This window comes from Nocardioides sp. (genome assembly GCA_037045645.1).
Classification (GTDB): domain Bacteria; phylum Actinomycetota; class Actinomycetes; order Propionibacteriales; family Nocardioidaceae; genus Nocardioides.
In genome coordinates, this window is the sequence record JBAOIH010000011.1 from 255549 (window position 1) to 278325 (window position 22777).

Below are 22777 nucleotides of genomic sequence, written 5' to 3' on the forward strand. Positions count from 1 at the left end.
GACGCCTCTCAGCCGTTCGGGGTAGATGAACGTGAATCCGAACAAGTCCGGACGGAGTCCGGACGGAGTCCGAACAGTCCGGTCGCGAGCCGGGTCGGACGGTCGTCCGAAGAGGCACGGGCACGACCGCCCAAACCGAGCCGGGTCGGACGGTCGTCCGAAGACGCACGGGCACGAGCGCCCAAACCGAGCCGGGTCGGACGGTCGTCCGAAGAGGTCCGCTAGGCGCGACCGCGGTCACAGACGAGCCAGATGATGTTGAGGAACGTGCGCACGGTTCAGCGTACGAGGTAGTCAATCGATCATCGTGGCTGCAAGACCTGGCAGGTGCACGTTGCACCCGCCCACCCACAACGAGGTGCGCACTGTCCTAGCCGCGAGTCACCCCACGCGGCGACAGTTGACTCATTCGTCCAGCCCAACGTAGGGAGAACTCATGACCAACGCAGCAGACGTGGAGACGTACGACGTCGTCATCATCGGTGCGGGCATCTCGGGGATCGGCGCGGCCGCGACCTTCCGCCGCGAACTGCCCGGCAAGTCACTGCTCGTGTTGGAGGGACGAGAGGCCATCGGCGGCACGTGGGATCTCTTCCGCTATCCCGGCATCCGTTCGGACTCCGATCTGCACACCTTCGGCTAGGAGACGGGAGGGATGGTGCCCTTATACGTACGCCGCTTCCCGCCGAACCAGAGCACGTTGCGGCCCTAGCTGAACTGGGTGACGGTGCGGCAGCCGGCCCTGGTGGCGAGGTCACGGATCGCGGTGTGGCGCGGTGAGACCCAGGTTGCGCCAAGGTCGACCTGTACGCCGCCCACCTCGCCGGTGAGCGAACGTCCGCCGACGCGGTCCCTGCCTTCGAGGATTGTGACGTCATGCCCGCGCTCGACGAGCCGCTGCGCGGCGGCAAGCCCGGCGAACCCGGCGCCGACGATCACGATATCGACGGAACGGTCTGCGGTGGACTTCGACATGGTGGCTCCCTGCGCGTCGGTGTGGGCTGTGCCGACCACCTTGCGGGGAGGGTGGGAGCCGTCACTACGACCCGACGCACCGGGATTTTCGGCTGGTGGTGCACGTTGCACCGCCGGTCGGTCGGGTCGAACGGTCCGGAGTCACCTAGCGTGCAGGACCTACATCGATGCCCTCTGCGGCGGCGGTCCGGTCTGCTGCACGGATAGGTGACAACCGATCTGGCCTAGCCCGAGAGGTTGGGCTGGAAGGATGTTCACCGTGTCCAAGCCCTACCCCAGAGAGTTCCGTGACGACGTCGTGCGCGTCGCGAGGAACCGTGAGCCGAGGTGTCGCGTCTGCAGCAGATCGCGAAGGACTTCGGGATCCACTTCACGACCGCTGTACTCGTGGATGAAGAAGGCCGATATCGAAGACGGCGAGCGGCCCGGCACGACCGCGGTGCAGTCAGCTGAACTGCGTGAAGCCAAGCGCCGGATCAAGACCGCTCGAACAAGAAGTAGAAGTCCTGCGGCGGGCTGCCGCCTACTTCTCGCAGGCTCATCTGCCGGGAAAATGATGCTACCCGCTCGTCCGTGACCTTGCCGCTGACGGAATCCCCGTCACGGTGACTTGCCGGGTGCTCAAGATCGCTCGCCAGCCCTACTACCGCTGGCTCGCCAACCCGATCACCGACGCCGAACTCGACGAGGCCTACCGCGCCAACGCCCTGTTCGACGCTCATCGTCGATGACCCTGAGTTCGGCTACCGGTACCTGCTCGACGAGGCCGCGCGACGCCGGCCAGGCGATGGCAGCGCGGACTGCGTGGCGCATCTGCTCGAACAACGGCTGGTGGAGCGCGTTCGGGAAGCAAGCGCGGCAAGGACGGCAAGAAGCCCGGCCCTCCAGTCCACGACGACCTGTGCGCCGTGATCAGACGAGCAGGGCCGTGACCCGGCACGAGTTCAAGGCCGGCGCGCAGCGAACGAGTTGTGGATCGGCGACATCACCGAACACTGGACCGAGCGAAGGCAAGCTCTACGTCTGCGCGTTCAAGGACGTGTTCTCCAACCGGATCGTGGGCTACTCCATCGACTCGCAGAATGAAGTCCCGGCTCGCGGTCGCAGCACTCAACAACGCCGTCGCACGACGCGGTGACGTGGCCGGATGCGTGGTCCACACGGACAGGGGCTCGCAATTTCGAAGCCGGAAGTTCGTCCGCGCCCTGCAGCCGCCACGGCATGGTCGGCTCGATGGGCCGCGTCGGTGCAGCCGGCGACAACGCGGCCATGGAGAGCTTCTTCGCGCTGCTCCAGAAGAACGTCCTGAACCGCCGCACCTGGGCCACCCGAGAAGACCTGCGGATCGCCATCGTCACCTGGATCGAAAGGACCTACCACCGCCGCCGCAGGCAAGACGGGCTCGGCCGATTGACCCCCATCGAGTACGAAGCCATCATGACCACGCCAGCCACTCAGGCTGCGTGACCTAACCACTGTCACCAGATCCGTGCAGCAGTCCCCGTCGCCGCCGAGCTTCGACGTTCGTACCCTATCGCCGCTGAAATGCGCCTTGCGGGTGATTAGGAAGACGGACGCACCACTGTCCGTGGATACCTGAACGATCTTCCAGCCGAGAAGAAACAGCAGTGGATTGACTTGTATGGCGCTCGTCTTGGAGTGCACAACTCCAGCGACCACGATGAACGCAACGTATGCCAACACATCGCGCAAGCTTGGTTGACCGACCGTCACGAACGGGAGCAGGTATCCGGCGAGATACGACGCCGCTTCACCTCCTGCGTTGTTCACTGAGGCGATAACCATCTCCGGCCCGTTGGTTCGAGAATGCAACCAGATGATCCCGAGCAAGGCGGCGACTCCGGCAATCGCGAGACCGATGCACGCGTACATCAGTGCCGGTCGCTCGAAGCGAATCGCGAGGATGCCGAACAACGGCGCATACGACGAGAAGAACAACAGCGGTCTCTGCAGCATCGTTCCTCCTCTCGATGGGGACTGAGCGTAGGAGAAGGGTCCGACACTCGAGCTACCGCAGGTCCAGCCTCTTGGCGTAGTCGGAGTGTCCGGGAACCTGTGAGGTGACGTCGAGGTTCGCGATACTCGCTTGCTTGGTCTCCATGCCAGCGAACCCGGCTGCCTTCTGGCCACCCTGAGCTTCCGGTGTAGAAGAAGCGCAGGGTCTTGTCGTTGCGCGAGTGGTAGTTGTATGCCTTGCCGTCCACCGCGTTGGCCAACTGGTGCCAGGGGCCCTTCGCACCAATTGCGGCACCGAGGAGGTGCATCTCTCGCACCCTGGCCGCCGACTCCTTCGAGCCGAGTGCCTCCGCGGCGCAGATCATGGCGCGTGCCCCGAGGCTGTGGCCGATGAGCACGACCTGATCGATGTCGGTGCGTGCCAGCAGATCGGCCACGATCGCACCCGTCTTGTTGGCCCGTTGGCGTGCCCGAAGCCACGGGTTCTTGACCAGGTCGACGGCAATGAGGCCGCCGGTGAGTGGACTGGCCCTCATGGCGGTTTGCTTGCTGGCGCGCATGGCGCCCTTCCGCAAGACCTGTCCGGCAACGTACCTCGCGGAACCACCACCGAGAACGGCCGACAGGGCTGCGAGGTCTTGGGCGCCCCAGTGGACTCGATAGACCGGTGAGTCTGGGTATCGCTGGGTGACGGGACGCTCCCAGTTTCCCCAGCCCGAAGCTCCTTCGGTCAGGAACCCTGAACACACGATTACCGGGACACCGTCGCCGTGCTGCAACTGCTCGATCGAGAACGACCTGTCTTCACGGATGTAGGCGTTGGTCAGGCCCATGCCCATCACGCCGCCCAGCCCGCCGCCGACTGCGGCTATCACCGCCGTACCTCCGGCCATGCCGAATGCGAACGTGCTGCTGCCGACCGCTCCTCCGCCTAGGAGTGCGAGCCCGTAGCTCGTGGCAGCAGCACCCGAGTAGCCGCCGACCATCGTGCCGATCGCGCCGCCGACCAGCGGCGCCGCGAAGAGCCCGACTCCCGTCATCGCCCCAGCTGCCACAAGGGCCGAAGCGCCGAGCTTCGTGATGCGGGCCAGATTCGGCTTCGCATACTCCAGCAGGCTCTGGTACTCGGTCAGATCCGCGATACGTTCCGCTCCCCGATCGAACGCGGGGATGTCGTGCCGATGCTCGGCGCAGTAGCGCGGTAGACGGATCTTGCCGAAACCACGCGTCGCCATGCTCTGGCACTTCGGTGCGGCGCACACATGCGTGGCCGCTCCACACTCATCGCACAGGTACGTCGCGGGGGTACCGCCGCCATCCACCTTGCGGTGGTGAACCTTGCTGAAGCACCCGGAGCACCAACCATCTCGGCCCTCATCGCCCAGGCGATCAACGAGGTCGGCGACGTCACAGGCGAGTTCGCCATGGAGTTCGGCTTGCTTGGCGAAGGCTGCCTTGCGCTCCGGGTGCTGAGTGCGTCGGCGCTGCTTCTCCTGCACGGCGTACGCCCACAGGTTGGTTGTCACCACCAAGTTGTCCTGGAGTGCCTGGCGACCCGAGAGGACCGGTGGGGCCCCGACGAGTTCTCCCTCGGCGGTGAGCTCCCAGCCCTTGTCCGTGCGCAGGGTAACGAGCATCCCGCCATGACCGCGGGGGGTGAATGACACAGTGGACTTTGGCATTACCCAAACATCTCGCAATCTGTGGTCACTGCGCAGGCAATCGAGCCAAGCAGAAGGCTAGCCCTCCGCCGCTGTCGGTGGGCCTCCCTACACTCTGGTCGCCTAAGAAGCCTCGCGACGATGCGCTATGCGAGCGAAGGGAGAACGGGATGCCGACCGGGAGCCAGCGATACAAGCAGCACCAGGTGTGGGAGACGCTTGAAGTCAAGAGGGAGGCGCTCGAGGCTGCCCGGTACGACGATGCCGGCCTGGAGCAATGGCGCAAGGATGTCGTCGAGTGGCTCGCTGAGGCAGCCAAGACGAAGCAGGCGCGCCAACCGGCGCTATACCTCAGCGCTCTCGATGACCTCAGCAACGCGCTGAACTCGCTCCCGCCGGACGTGAACCAGTTCAGGAACTACGTGTCGAACCGGCAGCCGAACCAACCTCAGTCACTGGGTGGGCTTGAGACCGCGCTTCGCGGGCTGCCGCTGCCGCCGCCGAAGGACCTCGGGAACGCCTACGTCGACTTGCTCGACAAAGAGGTGGACGCACGGACTTCGAGGCTCGATGAACTCGAGGCTCGGATCGCCGAGACCGAGACTGCGCTTCAGGACCGACTCGACGCACTCAACCGTGTCAGCAGCCAGGTCGACAGGCTCGGTGACGAAATTGAGGCCCAGCGAACGGCGATCGCCGAGGTCAGTTCAACAGCGGAGTCAAAGATGACTGAGGCGTGGAACGACACGCTCGCGACGTGGAAGCAAGATCGGCAGGCCGCAGACGAGACTCGGGATACCGAAGCAACCGAACATGTCACTGCGCTGGCGGCGACACGGCGAGCCGCCGAGGCCCTGGCTGAGCACGCCGCCGGCGATCTGAGCGCGGCGGATTGGCGGAGTAGAGGAAAGCGCGAACGCAAGGCTGCTCAGTGGATCCGGGCTGCCGCCGTTGCCGCGTTCTTGTTCGCCGGGGCCATCGGGTGGTTCATAGTCAACGAGGCGATTCGTAAAGACTTCGACCTCACGGTCGGAGACGGCGTCCTGCGGTCCTCGGTCGCCGTTGTGATCGCCGCGTTCGGTGGCCTGCTCCTCCGGGAGTCGGGACGGCACTTCAGGGAAGCCGATACAGCCGAGGATGTCGCCCTCGCGCTGCAAGCGCTCGCACCCTTCTATGCGGGCTCAGATGAAACCGTGCGCCTTGCCGCGCGCGCGGCTGTCGGCGACGCCGTCCTCGTGAAGAATGTCCTCTCGCGGTTCGCACACCGCGACGCCGCGAAGTACTCCGGCACTGAACTGCAGAGCCTTGTGCAGGAAGGTACAGACGCGCTGACGCCGGGTACTGGCGCCGAGTAGACGAGGAGTACAACCAGGGTCCGCCCCAGAGATCGGGTCTGAACACTGCGATCAGCGTCCACAGGACCACCCAACGGCTACTTCTCCACAGATTTGGGCCCGCTGAGGGGCCGTAGTCGGGTCCTCGTGCTGGCGTGAACCCATGACAAACACTCCCTCCTGGTGGCACGACGCCGACCAGCTCTACACCGTTCTCACCGACCTGCTGCGCCATCTGCGGCGTCGCGCGTCGACGTTCGACGAGCGCACCGAAGCCTGCCTCTACCTGTCCGGGCTGCACCTCGACCACGGCCCGTGGCGCTATGTGCAGGAGGTCGACGCCGTCGGCGAGATCGGATTCGAGACCGGGCTGGTCCTCGTCAACGAACTGCTCGCGCGACTCCAGGAGCTGAGCTGGCAGCCGGACGCAAGGAGCACTATCGGCCATGCGCACGACCGGATCGACTGCATCTTCGATCCGCCCGAGCTCACCTGGCTCAGACCGACAGACCGCTCACTCGATGACGACGAGTGACGGACCCTGACGAGTCCGAAAACCCCACCCTCCCAAGGCACTTTCGCGCCTTCAAACCACGCGGCACGCATGCTACGAAGGTCCGTAGATCGGTCCGCCCCTGGGGGCGGGCCGAGGCTCATTTCAGGGGTCGTTGACGGATCGTGACGGGCGGTGACGAGCATTGCACGGAGGCGTGAAGTTCTACCGGGGCGCGGCCGCTGCCGCACGGGCCTACGTCGAGGCGGACCACTCCCGCGCCGACGACTACTACCTCGCGGAGGGCGAGGGTGTCGCCGAGCGGTTCGTCGCGGACACCGCGGTGGCATCGGCCGGCTTCATGGACGGCGACGCCTACGAGCGCTGGGCCGGTGGCTACGAGGTCGACACCGGGCTGGCCAAAGGGAGGATCAGCAAGCACGAGCGAGCGCTGCGATTCGTCGAGGTCGTCGTCAACGGGCCCAAGACCTGGTCCATCGCCGCCGCCCTCCACCCCGAGATCTCGACTGCGTACGACGCCGCCCAGCGACGCGCCGCCAGCGAGATCGTCGGCTGGCTCGCCGAGCACTCGACCACCCGCGTCGGCCCGCGCGGCAGGCAGGTGCAGGTGCCCGTTGGGAAGATCGAGGCCGCGGCCATCCGCCACTACACCTCCCGCGCCGGCGACCCCCACCGCCACCTTCACCTGCAGATCAACGCGAAGGTGTTCGCCGCCGGCACGTGGCGAGCGCTCCACTCCGTCGGAACACGCGACAGCATCGAGGCGATCAACGGCATCGGCCACGCCGCCGTTATGTGCGACCCCGAGTTCCGCCAAGCACTCGCATCGCTCGGCTACTCCGTCGACGAGACCGGCGAGATCGAGCAGCTCGCGCCGTACGTCGGCAGGTTCAGCCAGCGAACGAGACAGATCACGCAGAACTTGGACACGTACGAGGCCGCGTGGCGCAGGAGCCACCCCGACCAAGAACCCGGACCCCAGTTGCGACGCTCATGGGACCGCCGTGCCTGGAACGACGGCCGAGACAGAAAGGGCGCACCCAAGGACGGCGCCGCGATCGTCGCCGCGTGGAACGACGAGTTGCACGAGGTTGGCTTCCGGGCGCCGAGCGCCCCGATGGCGGTGAGCCACACCCCCATCGGCGCGCTGGACCGCGACGCGGCCGTTCAACTGTTGATCACCCGCCTCGGCGCCAAGCGCTCGGCTTGGAATGCAGCCGACATCCGAGGCGAGGCCGAGAAGCTCGTCGCCTCTCAAGGTGTCATCGCCGAGCGATCCACACGCGCGGAGCTCGCCGAGGACCTGTGCGCTCGGGTCATCGCGGTGTGCCAACGCCTACTCGACCGCGACGACGTGCCCCAGCACGTTCGCTCCCTGACCTCCCAGCACGTCCTGGACGTGGAGGCGGACCTCGTCGCCTCCCTGATCAGCCGCGCAGCTCAGCCGATCGAGCCGGCCCGCCGGGTGCGCGACATCGAGCACCTCGATCCCGCCCAGCAGGAGGTCGTCGCTGCACTCGCCGGAGACGCTGCACTGCTGGTCATCGAAGGTGCGGCCGGCACCGGAAAGACCACCACGCTCGCGGCAGCGGCCAGCGCGATCGAGGCACGCGACCGTCGTCTCGTCGTGGTCACACCGACACTGAAGGCCGCCCAGGTCGTCGAGCAGCAGATCGGCGCAACGGCGTTCACGGCCGCGAAGTTGGCCTACGAGCACGGCTACGCATGGGACGAGGACGGCCGCTGGTCGCACGCAGAGAAGGCCAGGCAGGAGATCGACGCCGCCGCGCGCCTGCTGCCCGGCGACGTACTCCTCGTCGACGAGGCCGGCATGCTCGACCAAGACACCGCCCACGCGTTGTGCGCGATCGCCGACCGTGCCGGGGCAACGCTCGCCCTGCTCGGGGACCGCCACCAACTCCCCGCCGTCGGCCGCGGCGGCGTCCTCGACCTCGCGGCCCGCTGGGTTCGCCCCGAGGGACACCTCGAGCTCGAGTCGGTCCACCGGTTCAGCGATCCGGTCTACGCCGAACTCAGCCTGCTCATGCGCACTGGTGAGCGAACCGGTGAGGTCTTCGACTCCCTCGTGGCACGTGGCTCGATCACCCTGCACGCCACCGAGGTCGAGCGCACCGCGGCGCTGGCCGAGATCGGCGTCGACGAGCTGGTCGTCGCCGACACCCGCGAACAGGTCGGCACCCTCAACGCAGCGATCCGCGACGCCCGGACGCACGGTGGTGAGCGAGATGGTGAGCCGGTCACCAGGCATGGCGAGCGCATCGGCCTCGGTGACCGCGTCGCCACCCGTCGTAACGATCGCGACCTCGGAGTCGCCAACCGCGACACCTGGATCGTCGCCGGCATCGGTGACGACGGCAGCCTGCTCGTCTTCGGGCGCGCCGGTCACCGGGAACTCCCCCGGTCCTACGTCGCCGAACACGTCGAGCTCGCCTACGCCACCACCGTGTACGGCGCTCAGGGCGACACCGTCGATGCCGCTCACCTGGTGATCGGGGAGACGACAGGTGCTGCCGCGGCGTACGTCGCCATGACCCGGGGCCGCCACGCCAACACCGCCCACCTCGTCGCCGAGTCCCTCGACGACGCGCGCCGTCAGTGGGTCGAGGTCTTCAGCCGCGACCGCGCCGACCTCGGGCCGGCTCGCGCTGCCGAGAGAGCCGCCGACGACATCGAGCGCTATGGCCCCCGTGCGCCACGTCGCTCGGCGGCCCTCCAGGCCGCGCTGCTCGCGACCGGCGGCCGCCGCCCGCCCGACCCAGTTCCAGCCCCGAGGGACCGGGCACGCCTGGGCATGGGTCGCTGAACAAGTCCCAGCGACGTGATCGCCCGAGCTGGTCCGGTCGACCTAGGTGACCGGGAGGCCACCTGCGGCCGAATTCGGCATCACGTGTCCGATCTGGACCACCGCCGGTTGCTGTCCCGAGTAGAGGCGGCAAACCGTGCGGCCCCGACAGCGCAAGGAGTAGCCCCATGACCATCGCCCCGATCAGCGTCCCCGACGACTGGGACGACAACGGCATCATCTTGTTCGAGGAGTTTTGCGCATTCATCCGTACGCCGCCGCGCACCGTCCGGTGCTGGCGGGTGGAGGGCCGCGGCCCAACCTGGTACCGGTTCAACGGCAACGGACGGCTCTACACCACGGTCGCCGACCTCCGCCGCTTCCTGAGGGCGGGTCGGTGAGATGGCCGCGCCGCACGCTCCGAAGCCGGACACCCAGTGGATGACCCTCCAGCAGGCCGCGGTCTACATCGCCGCCTCGGTCAAGACCGTCCGCCGCCGCATCGCCTCCGGCGAGCTGCCGGCCTACGTCTGCGGAAAGCGCGGCCTCCGCGTTCGCCGCGACGACCTCGACGCACTCATGAAGCCAATCTGACGACGGTGCCCACCGCCAGCCGATTCACTGCACTACCAGCGACCCACTTCCAAGTTCGGCCATCGCCGTCGCAACTCGGCTGCGAAGTCTCTGAGCTCCAACTTCTCGAACGACGCCATCAACTGGAGGGATGAGAGTCTCGGGCGGGCCGACTCGGCCGATTGGCGCCGCAGCGCTCGATAGACGGCCTGCGGGTAGAGGTCGAGTTGATCCAGCAGGAAGGTGTCCGGGTGGACCGCCTCGAGTTGGTGGCGCGCCATCACCTCTGCTGGAAAGTCCTTGAGGTTGTAGGTCACGACGACCTGGCACTCGGAGTGCACTGCCGCGGCCATGACATGACGATCCTTCTGATCGCACTCCATCCCATCGACGAGGTCTTCGTACCCCGCGACCATCGCGTCGGGAAACGCTCGATTCATCGCCGCGATCCTGCGAACCGCTCCAGCATCGCCGACCTGAGTCAGGGCGAGATTTCGCTGGAGTTCCGCCATCACGTCTCGGGACCAGTGCGGACGAAAGGCGGACTGCTCAGCGACGCGGAGCAGGGTGTCCGTGAGCACGATCGGGTACAGGACGCAGGTGTCCAGGAAGACTGGAAAGTGCACGAGTCACCGCATCGACGGAGGCGGGCCGTCCAGCACGTCGTACAGCCCGGAAGCCTCGGCCTCGCGCGCCATCTCATCGAGCGCATCAGCACGGGTCTGCCGCACTCGCTCGGCATATGCGATCAGGTCGACCAGACGCACATAGCGATGACGCCCCGGCCGACTCATCGGAATCTCTCCCGCATCCAGCAGCCGAACCACGGTCGGCCTCGAGATGCCGAGGTACTCCGCGGCCTCCTGCGTCGTCAGGGTTGCGTTCAATGGCGCCACGTTGACTCCCATGCCAGCCTGGAGCGCCTGTGCCACTTGGAGCAGCACGTCGTGCAACTCACGAGGGAGGGGAACCTCGGTCCCATCAGCGGCCACCAGCGCTGGGCGGTGCTGGGTGGTCTCGGGCACTCCCTCCAGAGCGCGCGCGAACGCCCGATAGACCTCCTCGTCAGAGTCGGTCGCGACGTAGGTGCGGGCGTCCGCACTTGCGGCAGAGCGGGTCATCCTCGGTCCCCCTTCTAGTGCGTTCAACGTACACCAAACGAACAAAACGAACAGGACTAACGCTGGTGATTCCATTGCAGCGAGCTACGTCATGTCACCGCCCCACCGAGCTCGACGGTGATGTCGTGACGCCCGTAGAACGTCCGCCCACAGGTCGTGCAGTCGACCGCACTGGCGGCGTGGTAGCGCAGGTACCAGACCGACTCGTCGCAGTTCGCGCACACGCGGCTCTGTCGGTCATCGGCCAGCCAGCGCAGCGCGGTTGCGCTCGGGTAGTGCAGGTCGCGTGGCAGCGTGACCGCCTCCGGTGTCAATCGGCCGTCCAAGAAGTCCCGGACGCGGGCCAGATCTCCCGGAGTCAGGCCAGTGTCCGTGGCCGGGGAGATGAGCAACGCGTGGATGCCGCGCCGTTTCAGCTCCACATAGGCGACGGCGCCCTGGGTGAGAGCGCCGTCCCGCGGCCCGTCGACGTCGTTGTCGTGGTCCCACAACGCACGGCTCAGGTGATCCTCGCACCAGACCACGGTGTCGATCCATGGCCGCTCGCGCAGCCACGCATCCAGCGCCCACCACTTCCACCACCGGTTGTCGCGCCACCGCTCCCCGGCTCGTCGGCTGGCGGCACCCTCGTCGAAGACAGGCGGCCCCGAGTCCGGACAGGCGTGGGCGACGACCGGCCAGTTGCGGCCGGGGAAGACCATGCCCTCGCGCAGTTGGCGGCTCCAGCTGGTCAGCCACGCAGCGGTGACGCCCGGTCGCCTCGCCAGGTCGTCGAGCGCGGTGTTGAGGCGAGGGGAGACCGGGACATTTCCGATGCCGCCCCGACCGGCGCCGTAACCGTCGACGTCATCGCCCCACGCGGTCGAACCGTGCACCGGCGACACGACGCCGTCCACGTCCAGCACCAGTGCAGCGTGCGGCTGATGCTGATCACTCATGGCGACTGACAGCATCCGCAGGCAGCCTGGTCGCTGCAACACCAGACCGGCATCCCGGACCACTTCCCCGAGAAGCGGGTGGCCCACTCGTAGTCGTCGAGGTCGCGATGTAAAGCTCCGTGCCCGCACAGCCGGAACGCCTGGCCGCTCGTCTCATCCCAATACACCGGCGCCGCGTTGAGCGGCCAGTCGGAGGCGTGGTGCACCCAGCAACCACGCCCCTCACAGTCGGCCGGGTCGTGGATGTCGACCATCATTCGACCGTCCCCGAGGAAGGTCATGTCACCGGTCATGGGGCCTATCGTGGCGCTACCCACCGACAACCGCTCGGAGCCTTGAGGAAAGTCAACCCCTCCCGCGAGCCGAGGTGGCGCTCACCGGGAATGCCCAACCCAACAGACGAGTGCCCGTCGCGGAAGTCTGTCGCCGCCCCGGGACCAGCATTCTCACGTAGCCTCCTCAGCATGGCTGACCAGTCGGCACCAGGGTGGCACTCCGATCCGTTCAGGCGCTTCGACCGCCGATATTGGGACGGCCATCGCTGGACCGAGCACGTCGCCAACCCCGGCTTCCAAGGCACCGATCCCCCTCAGCTGACGGCACCCCCGTCGCCCTTGAACATGACGCCTCCTGCGGGGTGGCACTCCGATCAGTTCAGGCGCTTCGACCGTCGATACTGGGACGGCCAACGCTGGACCGAGCACGTCGCCAACCCCGGCTTCCAAGGCACCGATCCACCAGTCACGCCCGGGCCGACGACTTTCCCCGCGCCTCCTGAGAAGGTCGCTGAAGCTACCCAAGCCACACCGACCAGGGCCCCATTGCCACCAACCAGCAACAAGATCGCTCGCCAGGCGCGCCAGGAAGGTGCGACATCACGACCTGCCGGAGGCGGCACACTGCTCACCGAGTCGACGCTGGTGGTCAACCAGAAGGCTCGCATCGGGCGCGGCAGCGTCGCGTACGACGTGCACGATCAAAACGGTCGCAAGTTGGGCACCTTTCGCGAACTGCGCAGAGACCTCAACACGTTGGTGACCGACCGCATCAAGCACAGCCGGACCACTCGCTACGAGGTCGCTGACGCCAACGGGAACGTGATGTTCAGACTGACGCGGCCCGAGCGGTGGAACACGTTCCGAGCCGCTGTGATCGTCGAGACGGCCGACGGTCGCAATGTCGGCCAAATCACCCACGAGAGTTTTGGGGTGGGAGGAATGACGCTCGAGGCAGGCGCCGCAGCGGGAGCGCTCGCCGCACTGACCACCTTGAGCCCATTGGGGCTGATCGCAGCCGGCATCGCGGGCGAAGCAGCAGCAGCCGCAGGGGGCGAGCGCCTCGATCGTGCAGTGAACCGCTTGTCCAAGGTTGGTCACGCCCGGTTCGGGCTCGAGGCTCACGGCCAGCGCCTGGGCTCGATCCACGCGACCGGCACCAGACAATGGGACTTCGTCATATCAAGCGCCGAGGGCAAGGAGATCGGGAAGATCACCAAGACGTGGGCAGGCTGGGCGAAGGAGCGCTTCACCAGGGCCGACCACTACGTCGTGCAGATGAACGAGAACGTTGCGGAGCCACTTCGCACCTTGGTGGTCACAGCTGCGCTCGCCGTCGACGTCGCACTCAAACAAGACCGCCCTAGTCACAAGTCGGGAATGCTCAGCACGCGCAGGTTCGACTGAGCGACGCCGGATGGCGCCGATTGTGACCGCCAACGCCGTCAATCTGGCATATATCTGGCATACGGCACCTCCCACACAAGGGTTGACCAACCCCGGAAATGCCAGAAACCGCGGGCTGACCTGCGGTTTCACTGGGTGGAGCCTAGGGGACTCGAACCCCTAACCCCCTGCTTGCAAAGCAGGTGCGCTACCAATTGCGCCAAGGCCCCGGACGACGCCGCAGACTACCTGCGACGCCGGCGTAGAGAGAAAATGCGGGCGGAACTCAGCCCTTGTTGACGTTGTCGGTCGCCTCGGCCCACAGGGCCTGTTCCTTCTGGCCCTCCTTGAGTTTCTTCTGTGCGAAGGCGGCGCCGGCGGCGGCGAGGATGACGAGGAGGAGTTTCTTCATGGGGGCGAGTGTACGGGGGCGTGGTTTCGAGACGCTCGCTTCGCTCGCTCCTCAACCACCGGGCGGCGTAGGGGGGAGTTTCGAGACGCTCGCTTCGCTCGCTCCTCAACCACCGGTGTCGCGTGCTCGCTCCTCAACCACCGAGGGTTTCGATGAGGTTCTGAGTGGGGTCCCACCAGCGCAGGCGGTCGGCTCCCAAAGATTCGGGCATGGCGGGCAGCGCCGCGACAGCCTCGGACAGGGATGCGCGCGGGACGCGGCGGGCCAGGGTCACGTGCGGGGTCCAGACGGGGTGGCGTACGGACGGTACGGCCGCGCGGAGGTCGGCGACGCCGGCAACGAGCGCAGGCGGCGGCTCGATCAGATAGGCGAGCGTCACGCGGGCACCCGTGCCGAAGACGACCAGGCCGACGACCGGCAACTCGCAAGGCAACAGGGGCAGGACGGTGGTACGCGCCAAGCGCAAGACCGACGACTCGATCGGTGCGGCGGCTACCAACGTCAGGTGCGGGGCGTTGGTCATCGACTTGTGCTCGGCCTGCGACGGCAGGCCCGCGGTCAGCAGGGCGTCCCAGGCGCGCGTGACCACCGAGGCCGAGGTCTCGGTGAAGCTCAACTCCAGCGCATGATCAGGCACCCACGACACCGTAGCCCGCTCCGAGAGGAGTGGTTTCGAGACGGCGCTGCGCGCCTCCTCAACCACCGGACCGTTTATGGTTCAACCATGTCTCGGGCCCTTGAAGAACTTCACGACCGTCGCGCGATCTTGGCCCTCGCCGACGCGTTCTCGCAATCCAGCCACAGCGGCCCGCTCGAAGTGCTCCTCGGGCTCTACACCTACGACGCCACTGCGATCTATGGCGAGCACACCGCCAAGGGGCATTCGGCGTTGCGGCTCATGCACGCCGGGCACCGGGCAGAGTTCCCGATGACGAGCACGCACCACGACTCGCACACCATCCGACTCGACGGGGCCAACGCCACGGGCAGCCTCTACGGCCGCGCGCGCGTCACCTTGTCGGGACGTCAGTTCCACTGTAGCTACCGCTACACCGACCGTTACGCCAAGCGCGACGGGGCGTGGCAGTTCGCGCACCGGCACTTCGAGTTGCGCTCGGCGATCGTGGTGGACTGAGCCGTCGAGAGCGGGATTGGTTTCGAGACGCTCGGCTTCGCCTCGGTCCTCAACCAGCGGTTCTCAGACGTTGCCGCGGAGGATGACGGCGAAGGAGGCCTCGACCTGGTCCGCGAGGTCGTCGTACGCGAAGATCCCCATCCCGGCCTCCAGCAGGGCGCCGGAGAAGCAGAACAACAGGGCGCGTACGAGGGCCGGCTCGGCCGCATCACCCAGCGCGTTCATGAACACGTCCGACCAGTGCCGACCCATCAGGATCCGCAACTCCTCCACGTCGGGATCCGAACCCAGCAGCGACTTCGACGCCGCCGCGGCCAGGGCGGGCGACTCCGAGACCAGACCGCAGAGGTGGCGTACGCAGGCGCGCATCCGCGCTTCCGGGCCGCCCCGCAACCGCGGCGACTCCGCGTCGGAGATGTGGCGCCAGAAGAGCGCGGCGAAGAGGTGATCCTTGGAGGAGAAGTAGGTGTACGCCGTCGCCGCGGACACCCCGGCACGTGAGGCGATCAGCCGGATGGTGAGGTCGTCGTACGCCGCCCGCTCCAGCATCGCAAGCCCGGCATCGAGCAGCTTCTCGACCGTCTCGGCCTGACGCGCGTTGAGACCACGGCGCGGCAGGGGCGAGGCAGTGGCGGTCACAGTCCCAGCCTCTCAGCGTGGCGGCCGATGAACGCAATTACCTCCTCCGTCGGCCTGTCCGGCAGCCCCCAGATGCAGTCGGTGACGCCCGCGTCGGTCCACGAGCCGAGCAGTTCGGGCGTCGGCTTGGCCATCGCGAGCACGTGAATCTGCGGCTCACCGGATCGACCGGCCGCCTGCCAGGCAGCCCGCAACTCGGCGCACTTGCCGGTGATGTCGTCCTCGCGCGGGGTGGTCATCCAGCCGTCGGCCGTACGCGCGATCCACTCGAACGTCTTCGGCCCACCGCCCGCACCGATCACGATCGGCACGTTGCCCTGGGGCGGCTTCGGCCACGCCCACGACGGCCCGAACGAGACGAACTCCCCGTCGTACGACGCCGTCTCCTGGGTCCACAGCGCGCGCATCGCCTCGACGTACTCCCGCAGCACCGTGCGCCGCTTGCCCGCCGGCACCTTGTGGTCGGAGAGCTCGTCGGTGTTCCACCCGAAGCCCGCGCCGATCGTGACGCGCCCGCCCGAGAGGTGATCGAGCGTGGCGATCGTCTTGGCCAGCGTGATCGGGTCCGATTCGACCGGCAGCGCGACCGCGGTCGCCAACCGGATCGTCGACGTCACCGCGGCGGCTGTCGCCAGCGACACCCACGGGTCGAGGGTGCGCATGTAGCGGTCGTCGGGCAGCGTCTCGTCGCCCGTGCCCGGGTGCGCGGCGTCGCGGCGTACGGGAATGTGGGTGTGCTCGGGCACATAGAGCGCGCCGAACCCCGCCTCCTCCGCAGCCTTCGCGGCCTCCGCGGGCGTAATGCCGCGGTCACTGGTGAAGAGCACGACTCCGTGTCGCATGGTCAGCCACCTCTCATCTGTTCGAGCAATTCCTTGACCGCGCCCGGCTCTTCGCGCAGTTTCACGGCCCAGCCGGGCTCGACGAAGATCCCTTCGGCCTCGACGCACACGTCGTCGCCGGAACGTACGGTCGCCACGACGTAGATCTTGCGGCCCTCCTCGCGATCGACGCGCGCGTCGATCCGGATCGGACCCAGCGGGGTCGGCTTGCGATACGTCACGCTCAAGGTGCCGGTGAACGCCACCCGCACATAGCCGATCGTCGCGGTCTCCCCCATCAGTTGGTCGAGCAGCAGGGCGCACACGCCGCCGTGCACCATGCCGGGCGGGCCTTCGTACGCCGCGCCGAGATCCAGCTCGGCCCAGGCCACTCCGGGCTCGTCGTGCTCGATCACCAGCGGCGGCGCGATCGCGTTGCGCAGCCCCACGGTCGCGTTGCCCCAGTTCCAGGACTTGCCCTCGTGATTGACGCGTACGCCCGCCGGTCCGTCGATCTGGCTGGTGCGCAGGCGGCGTACGAGTGAAGCCACCTCGGCCGTCACCGCCTCCACCTCGGCCTGGTCGACGGTCGTACGGATCGTCGCGTCGACCAGGTCGCGCACGCTCTCGGCGAGCGGCACGAAATACCCCTCCTGGCGCTCGACCTCCGCCGTGGGCGTCTCGTCGAGCGCGAACCCGCCGAAGCTCATCCGCGCTCCGCCTTGGCGATGACGTCCTCCACGATGCTGTTGATCCGCGAGCCGATCGGCCAGCCGGCGTAGTGGCAGACCATGATCACGATCTCGCGCAGTTGGGTCGCGTCGAGTTCGCCATTGCGCAGCGCGGCGGGCAGTTGGATGTGGAGTACGTCGGTCTGGTTGCTGCCCGCGAGCATGCCGATCAAGAGCAGGCGGCGCTCGCGGTCGGTCAGGCCGGGGCGCTGCCAGATGTCGCCGAAGAGATGCTCGACGGTGTAGCCGAAGAAGTCTCCGGTGCCGTCGCTCATCTCGAAGCCATAGACCTCTTCCATCTTCTCCAGCCCGCGGCGGCGGGTCTCGGGGAGGTCGTCGAACTTGCCCATCAGCTGGTGCCTTCCACTCCGAGTCCGGGTGCCAGTCGTTGCAGTGCGAGCTCGGCCATCGGCGTCTCGACGCCCAGAGTCTCGCCGAGCCGGATCGCGAATGACAGGTCCTTCTCACCCAGCGCCACCACGTGGCTCATCACGCCGTGCCAGAAGTCGTCCGCGTCGATCGGCTTCGCGGTGTCGCGCAGCATGATCGCGCCCGGACCACCGGTGACCTTGTCCGTGTGCCGCACGATGTTGCCCAGCTCGACCAGGTCGAGCCCTGCCGCCTCGGCGAGCCGCTGCGCCTCGGTCGCGGCGGTGAACGCCACGAAGTGCATCAGGTTGCGGGCCAGCTTGAGCTTGGTGCCCGCGCCGATCGGGCCCGCGTGAGTGACGATCGTGGCCATCGCGTCGAGCACCGGCTTCGCGCTCTCGTACGCCTCATCCGACCCGCCGACCATGATCGCCAACGTGCCGTCGGCCGCACCCATCGAGCCACCGGAGACGGGGGCGTCCACGAGCCGCAGATCGTGGCGCCGCGCTGTCGACTCCAGGGCGACCGGCGTCTCCGGCGCGATCGTCGAGTGGATCACCACGGTCGTCCCCGGCTTGGCGCTGCCATAGATCTCGCCGAGCACGTCGCGCACCTGGTCGTCGTCGCGCACCATCACGCAGATCACGTCACAGGCGTGTGCCAGTTCGCCGACGCTCACGGCAGCCGTCGCGCCCGCTTTTTGGAGTTCGGCGATCGGGTCGGGCATCACGTCGAAGACGGTCAAGTCGTACGACCGCGCGAGCCGCAGCGCCATCGGCTTGCCGATCGCGCCCAATCCGATGAACCCGACGTCGGTCATGGCCGCCACGTCTGACCGCCGTCGACCGCGAGGATCTGACCGGTCACCCACGACGAGTCGTCCGAAAGCAGGAACAGGCAGGCGCCGACCATGTCCTCGGGCTGGCCCATCCGCTTGAGCGCGAGGTTCTTGACCAGCTCCTTGGCCGCGTCACCGGCCTGCGTACGCGTGGCTTGGGTGTCGGTAGGCCCGGGCGCGATCGCGTTGACCCGGATGCCCATGCCGCCGAGCTCGTGCGCAAGCTGCTGGGTGAGGCCGTTGACGCCGGTCTTGGCCAGGCCATAGAAGCCGGAGTAGAGGTAGGCGGCCGTCGAGCTCTGGTTGACGATCGAGCCGCCACCACGCTTTTGCAGGTGCGGATAGACCGCGCGGGTCATCACCAGCGCGCCGTCCATGTTGACGCTCATGAACCGGCGGTAATAGTCCCAGTCGACCGTGATCAGCAGGTCGAACTGCATGTCGCCATAGATCGCGGCGTTGTTGACCAGGCCGTCGATGCCGCCGAACTTCTCGACGGCTGCGTCGGCGCAGGCTTGGGCGGAGGAGGCGTCGGAGACGTCCGTACGCACGAACAGCCCGCCGATCTCCTCGGCGACCTTGGTCCCGGCCTCCTCGTTGAGGTCGGCGACCACGACGTGCGCGCCTTCGGCGGCGAGCGCTCGGGCGTACGCCTCCCCGATGCCCTGCGCGGCACCGGTGACGATGATGGTCTTGTCGTTGAATCTCACTGCGTGTCCTTGGGTCGATGTGGTTTCGAGACGCTCACTTCGTTCGCTCCTCAACCAGCGGTCAGGCTGGCTCCGCGATCGTCTTGGTTTCCAGATATTCCTCGAAGCCCGCGACGCCCATTTCGCGTCCCAGGCCCGACTGCTTGTAGCCGCCGAACGGTGCGTTCGGGGCTGAACCACACGCCCCCGTTGACCGCCAACGTGCCCGTCCGAATCCGTCGCGCCACCGCGTGCGCGCGCTCCAGGTCACCGGAGTCGACCGACCCCGAGAGTCCGTACGCCGACTCGTTGGCAATGCGTACGGCGTCGTCATCGCCGTCGTGGGCGATCACCACCAGCACCGGCCCGAAGATCTCCTCCTGCGCCAGGCGTGAGGTGTTGTCGAGACCGGCGATCACGGTGGGGGCGACCCAATAGCCGTCCTGGTCGAGCACCTGACCGCCGGTGACGATCGTGGCGCCCTCTTCTTCGGCGATCTTGAAGTATTCGGCGACCCGGTCGCGCTGGACCTGCGAGATTACCGGGCCGCAGATCGCGCCGGGGTCGGCGGGATCCTTCACCCCGATCGACTCCATGGTGGCGGCGGCGACCTGGACGGCCTCGTCATAGCGATCGCGCGGCACCACCAGTCGCGTCGTGAGCGCGCAGCCCTGACCGGCGTGAATGCAGGTGGTGAACGCGGTGGCCCCCGCGACCGAGGCGATGTCGGCATCATCGAGCGCGATCGCGGCCGACTTGCCGCCGAGTTCGAGGAAGACCCGCTTCAGCGTCGGCGCCGCCGCGGCCATGATCGCGCGGCCGGTGTTGGTGGAGCCGGTGAACGACACCATGTCGACGCGCGGGTCCGTGGTGATCGAGGCAGCCACGGCGTTGTCGAGCGGCGTCACCACGTTGAAGACACCGGCCGGGATGTCGGTGTGCTCGGCCACCAGCCGGCCGAGTTCGCAGGCCAGCCAGGGAGTGTCGGGCGCAGGCTTGAGTACGACCGTGCAGCCCGCGGCCAGTGCGGGGCCGACCTTGGCCAGGTTGATCTGGGTCGGCACGTTCCACGGCGTGATCGCGCCGACCACACCGACCGCTTCTTTGCGGATCGTGCGCCGCGTCGGGATGCCCATCGGGCTGGCGGTGCCCAGGTCGGTCTCGAACTCGTACGACTCCAGCAGGTCGGTCACCCACTTGAGGCCCTCGACCGGCACGTCGAAGCCCGCGGCCGTCATCATGAAGGACGGCATCCCGACCTCGGCCGTGGTCAGCGCGCGGAACGTGTCGGCGTTGTCGAGCAGCGCCTGGTGCAGTTGGCGCAGGCAGCGGACTCTCAAAGCCGCGTCGGTGGCCCAGTCGGTCTCGTCGAAGGCTCGGCGCGCCGCCGCGATGGCGTTGTCGACATCTTCCTGGGTGCCATCGGGGCACTGGCCGATCTCCTCACCCGTGGCCGGGTTGAGGACGGGGAAGGTCGCGCCGTCGCTGGCGTCGACGAGCCGACCGTCGATCAGTTGCTTGGGGCTTGGGGGCAGCGTCATGAATTCTCCACGGGGACTTCGGGGCTGACTTCGATCACGTTGAGGTGGGTACCGCGCGGTGCGGTGACGATCGAGGTGATCGCACCCGCGATCGCCTCAGCTCTGAGGAGGGCGCCGTGGCGGGCCAGGCCGTGCTTGATCCATTCGTTGATCACCCGCTCGGCCGACGGGCCGTCCCAGTCGGTGCCCATCTCGGTCTTGGTGGGTCCGGGGCGCACGATAGAGGCACGTACGCCCGTGCCCTCGAGTTCGAGTTGCATGGCAGCGACCATGCCTTCGAGGCCCCACTTGCCGGCGGCGTACGAGGTCAGGAACGGCCGGATCCGGTTGGCGACGTCGGAGGAGACGAAGACCAGGTCACCGCGGCAACGCTCGACCATGCCGGGCACGAAGGCGCGTACGAGGCGCTGCGGACCCAGGATATTGAGATCGATGCCGCTGGCGAAGACATCACTGTCGGCCTCGTGCACGGTGCCGGGGATCAGGTTGCCCGCGTTGGAGATCAGCACCTCGACCTCACCGAGGTTGTCGGTGACGGCCTGCGCGAACGCACCGACCGACTCGGGGTCGGCCAGATCGAGCGCATGGGTGAAGACCTCGCCGGGCAACGCCGCAGCGAGCGTGTCGAGTTTCTCGACCCGGCGTGCCCCGAGCGCGACCGGGAAGCCGCGCTCACTGAGCATCAACGCGGTCGCCGCGCCGATGCCCGAGGAGGCCCCGGTGATGACGACCGGGCGCCGCTCGGGGTGCTCGGGAAGGATGGGGCGAGGCATCAGCGCAACTCCAATCGCGCGGGCAGGGCCGCGAAGCCACGGACGTTGACCGAGTGCACCCGGCGTACGCCCTCGTCGACGATCTCGAAGTCCTTGATCTGCTTGACGATCTCGCGCAACGCGATCTGCGCCTCCTGCCGGGCCAGGTGCGCACCCAGGCAGAAGTGCCGCCCGCCGCCAAAGCTCAGCGACTGCGCGAGTTGGGCCTTGTCGCGGTGGATGTCATAGGTGTCCGGGTCGGTGAAGACGCGGTCGTCCCGGTTGGCCGAACCCAGACAGAGCATCACCTGAGACCCCGCGGGCGCGGTCTTGCCGTGCAGGTTGACGTCGGCGAGCAGGTAGCGCGCGATCATCTGGCTGCTGGTGTCGAAGCGCAGCGTCTCCTCGATCCAGGGCACGACGAGATCATCTTGGTTATCGAAGACCTGCTGGAACTGATCGTCGTGACGGCGCAGGTGATAGAGCGAGTGGCCGAGCAGCTTGGTCGTGGTCTCGTTGCCCGCGACGACCATCAGCGAGAGGAAGCTGATCACCTCGTCTTCGGTGAGCCGGTCGCCGTCGATCTCGGCCGCGAGCAGGTCGCTGGTCAGGTCGTCCTGAGGGTTCTGGCGACGCTTCTCGACCAGTTCCTCGTAATAGCCGAAGAGGGTCAGCGCCGCTTCGATCCCGGCGGTGGGGACGTCACGCACCCCGTCGTCGCGGTGCACCATCAGATCGGCGAGGCGGCGTACCTCCGCCCGCTCCTCCTCGGGAACGCCGAGCATCTCGGAGATCACGTCCATCGGCAGCAGACCGGCGAAGTCGGCGATCCAGTCGATCGTCTCGCCGTCGCGCGCCTTCTCGAGCGTACGCCCGAGGTGCAGGTCGGTGAGGCGCTGGATCTGGGGCGCCATCTCGCGTACGCGCTTGGGCGTGAAGACACGGCTCACCAGTGAGCGCAGCCGGTGCTGGTCCTTGCCGTCCATGCCGAGGAACGACGTCGCCTTCCACGCGAATGGACCCCACGCGCTCGGGTCGATCGAGACGCCCATCTTGTTGGAGTACGTCGCGTCGTCGCGCAGCGCCGCATAGATGTCGGCGTGGCGGCTGAGCACCCAGAGGTCGGACTCGGGGTTGTGGTGCAGCGGGTCCTCGTCGCGCAGCCAGCGATAAACCGGATAAGGGTCTTCCTGGAAGTCGTAGTCATAGGGGTCGAACAGGCGCGCTGACTCTGACACTTGGCTGGACATGTGTCCAATAGTGGCATGGGTTCTCGTTTCGAGACAATGGCTC

Annotated in this window: 25 protein-coding genes, 1 tRNA gene and 1 pseudogene; 9 read left to right on the forward strand and 18 right to left on the reverse strand. The window is 67.3% G+C overall.

Annotation, left to right across the window (positions count from 1 at the left end; all coding sequences use genetic code 11):
• Positions 1-436 precede the first annotated feature (436 nt).
• Positions 437-643: an NAD(P)-binding protein gene (locus tag V9G04_19220; protein MEI2715359.1), complete on the forward strand. Its 207-nt coding sequence runs from the start codon at positions 437-439 to the stop codon at positions 641-643.
• Between the two features lie 65 nt (positions 644-708).
• On the opposite strand, the gene V9G04_19225 is transcribed toward V9G04_19220, so the two are convergent.
• Entirely contained in the window at positions 709-975 is a 267-nt protein-coding gene (locus V9G04_19225) for an FAD-dependent oxidoreductase (protein MEI2715360.1), read from the reverse strand.
• A 336-nt stretch (positions 976-1311) separates the two neighbouring features.
• Between V9G04_19225 and V9G04_19230 the strand changes: the two are divergent.
• Positions 1312-2442, forward strand: a pseudogene (locus tag V9G04_19230) (IS3 family transposase).
• A 425-nt stretch (positions 2443-2867) separates the two neighbouring features.
• On the opposite strand, the gene V9G04_19235 reads toward V9G04_19230, so the two are convergent.
• On the reverse strand, positions 2868-4619 hold the full coding sequence (locus V9G04_19235; GenBank protein ID MEI2715361.1) for a DUF726 domain-containing protein: 1752 nt from the start codon (positions 4617-4619) through the stop codon (positions 2868-2870).
• A gap of 164 nt (positions 4620-4783) precedes the next feature.
• On the opposite strand from V9G04_19235, the gene V9G04_19240 reads away from it, so the two are divergent.
• The 5 genes from V9G04_19240 to V9G04_19260 all read left to right on the forward strand — a co-directional run bounded on the left by V9G04_19240 (position 4784) and on the right by V9G04_19260 (position 9858).
• Complete coding sequence (locus V9G04_19240) at positions 4784-5968, forward strand: hypothetical protein (GenBank protein MEI2715362.1); 1185 nt, start codon at positions 4784-4786, stop codon at positions 5966-5968.
• 142 nt (positions 5969-6110) lie between these two features.
• The gene (locus V9G04_19245; GenBank protein MEI2715363.1) at positions 6111-6482 is read left to right on the forward strand and encodes a hypothetical protein; all 372 of its coding nucleotides are present in this window, start codon (positions 6111-6113) and stop codon (positions 6480-6482) included.
• Between the two features lie 175 nt (positions 6483-6657).
• Entirely contained in the window at positions 6658-9285 is a 2628-nt protein-coding gene (gene mobF / locus V9G04_19250) for a MobF family relaxase (protein MEI2715364.1), read from the forward strand.
• 167 nt (positions 9286-9452) lie between these two features.
• Positions 9453-9665 (forward strand): hypothetical protein, encoded by a 213-nt coding sequence (locus V9G04_19255; protein ID MEI2715365.1) that lies wholly within the window; start codon positions 9453-9455, stop codon positions 9663-9665.
• 1 nt (position 9666) lies between these two features.
• Positions 9667-9858, forward strand: a complete 192-nt coding sequence (locus V9G04_19260; GenBank protein MEI2715366.1) for an excisionase family DNA-binding protein — start codon at positions 9667-9669, stop codon at positions 9856-9858.
• A gap of 32 nt (positions 9859-9890) precedes the next feature.
• Here V9G04_19260 and V9G04_19265 read toward each other — a convergent pair whose 3' ends face one another.
• From V9G04_19265 to V9G04_19280, 4 genes are all read right to left on the reverse strand, one after another.
• A complete protein-coding gene (locus V9G04_19265; protein ID MEI2715367.1) occupies positions 9891-10463 on the reverse strand; it encodes a PIN domain-containing protein in 573 nt (190 codons plus the stop codon).
• Between the two features lie 3 nt (positions 10464-10466).
• Complete coding sequence (locus V9G04_19270) at positions 10467-10958, reverse strand: helix-turn-helix domain-containing protein (protein ID MEI2715368.1); 492 nt, start codon at positions 10956-10958, stop codon at positions 10467-10469.
• Between the two features lie 89 nt (positions 10959-11047).
• Positions 11048-11896 (reverse strand): hypothetical protein, encoded by an 849-nt coding sequence (locus V9G04_19275; protein ID MEI2715369.1) that lies wholly within the window; start codon positions 11894-11896, stop codon positions 11048-11050.
• Positions 11893-12189: a hypothetical protein gene (locus V9G04_19280; protein ID MEI2715370.1), complete on the reverse strand. Its 297-nt coding sequence runs from the start codon at positions 12187-12189 to the stop codon at positions 11893-11895. The genes V9G04_19275 and V9G04_19280 overlap by 4 nt, the downstream gene beginning before the upstream one ends.
• A gap of 171 nt (positions 12190-12360) precedes the next feature.
• Between V9G04_19280 and V9G04_19285 the strand changes: the two genes are divergently transcribed.
• A complete protein-coding gene (locus tag V9G04_19285) occupies positions 12361-13578 on the forward strand; it encodes a phospholipid scramblase-related protein (GenBank protein MEI2715371.1) in 1218 nt (405 codons plus the stop codon).
• Between the two features lie 136 nt (positions 13579-13714).
• On the opposite strand, the gene V9G04_19290 is transcribed toward V9G04_19285, so the two are convergent.
• From V9G04_19290 to V9G04_19300, 3 genes are all read right to left on the reverse strand, one after another.
• A tRNA-Ala gene (locus tag V9G04_19290) sits at positions 13715-13787 on the reverse strand.
• Positions 13788-13843: 56 nt separating this feature from the next.
• Positions 13844-13969: a DLW-39 family protein gene (locus V9G04_19295; protein MEI2715372.1), complete on the reverse strand. Its 126-nt coding sequence runs from the start codon at positions 13967-13969 to the stop codon at positions 13844-13846.
• Positions 13970-14102: 133 nt separating this feature from the next.
• Positions 14103-14606: a 2'-5' RNA ligase family protein gene (locus tag V9G04_19300; GenBank protein ID MEI2715373.1), complete on the reverse strand. Its 504-nt coding sequence runs from the start codon at positions 14604-14606 to the stop codon at positions 14103-14105.
• Between the two features lie 87 nt (positions 14607-14693).
• Here V9G04_19300 and V9G04_19305 point away from each other — a divergent pair, with 87 nt between their 5' ends.
• Positions 14694-15104 carry a nuclear transport factor 2 family protein gene (locus tag V9G04_19305; protein MEI2715374.1) on the forward strand — a complete coding sequence of 137 codons (411 nt, stop codon included), beginning with the start codon at positions 14694-14696 and terminating at the stop codon, positions 15102-15104.
• Between the two features lie 63 nt (positions 15105-15167).
• On the opposite strand, the gene V9G04_19310 is transcribed toward V9G04_19305, so the two are convergent.
• From V9G04_19310 to V9G04_19350, 9 genes are read right to left on the reverse strand one after another with little or no spacing between them, the layout of a single operon-like run.
• Positions 15168-15743 carry a helix-turn-helix domain-containing protein gene (locus tag V9G04_19310; GenBank protein ID MEI2715375.1) on the reverse strand — a complete coding sequence of 192 codons (576 nt, stop codon included), beginning with the start codon at positions 15741-15743 and terminating at the stop codon, positions 15168-15170.
• Positions 15740-16585: an LLM class F420-dependent oxidoreductase gene (locus V9G04_19315; GenBank protein ID MEI2715376.1), complete on the reverse strand. Its 846-nt coding sequence runs from the start codon at positions 16583-16585 to the stop codon at positions 15740-15742. Before V9G04_19315 ends, V9G04_19310 begins: the two co-directional genes overlap by 4 nt.
• A 2-nt stretch (positions 16586-16587) precedes the next feature.
• A complete protein-coding gene (locus tag V9G04_19320; GenBank protein MEI2715377.1) occupies positions 16588-17274 on the reverse strand; it encodes a PaaI family thioesterase in 687 nt (228 codons plus the stop codon).
• Positions 17271-17645: a carboxymuconolactone decarboxylase family protein gene (locus tag V9G04_19325; protein MEI2715378.1), complete on the reverse strand. Its 375-nt coding sequence runs from the start codon at positions 17643-17645 to the stop codon at positions 17271-17273. The genes V9G04_19320 and V9G04_19325 overlap by 4 nt, the downstream gene beginning before the upstream one ends.
• Complete coding sequence (locus tag V9G04_19330; protein MEI2715379.1) at positions 17645-18484, reverse strand: NAD(P)-dependent oxidoreductase; 840 nt, start codon at positions 18482-18484, stop codon at positions 17645-17647. The genes V9G04_19325 and V9G04_19330 overlap by 1 nt, the downstream gene beginning before the upstream one ends.
• A complete protein-coding gene (locus V9G04_19335) occupies positions 18481-19212 on the reverse strand; it encodes an SDR family oxidoreductase (protein MEI2715380.1) in 732 nt (243 codons plus the stop codon). Before V9G04_19335 ends, V9G04_19330 begins: the two co-directional genes overlap by 4 nt.
• 50 nt (positions 19213-19262) lie before the next feature.
• Positions 19263-20732 (reverse strand): aldehyde dehydrogenase family protein, encoded by a 1470-nt coding sequence (locus tag V9G04_19340; GenBank protein ID MEI2715381.1) that lies wholly within the window; start codon positions 20730-20732, stop codon positions 19263-19265.
• The gene (locus V9G04_19345) at positions 20729-21505 is read right to left on the reverse strand and encodes an SDR family oxidoreductase (GenBank protein MEI2715382.1); all 777 of its coding nucleotides are present in this window, start codon (positions 21503-21505) and stop codon (positions 20729-20731) included. The genes V9G04_19340 and V9G04_19345 overlap by 4 nt, the downstream gene beginning before the upstream one ends.
• Entirely contained in the window at positions 21505-22734 is a 1230-nt protein-coding gene (locus V9G04_19350) for a cytochrome P450 (GenBank protein MEI2715383.1), read from the reverse strand. Before V9G04_19350 ends, V9G04_19345 begins: the two co-directional genes overlap by 1 nt.
• Between the last annotated feature and the right edge of the window lie 43 nt (positions 22735-22777).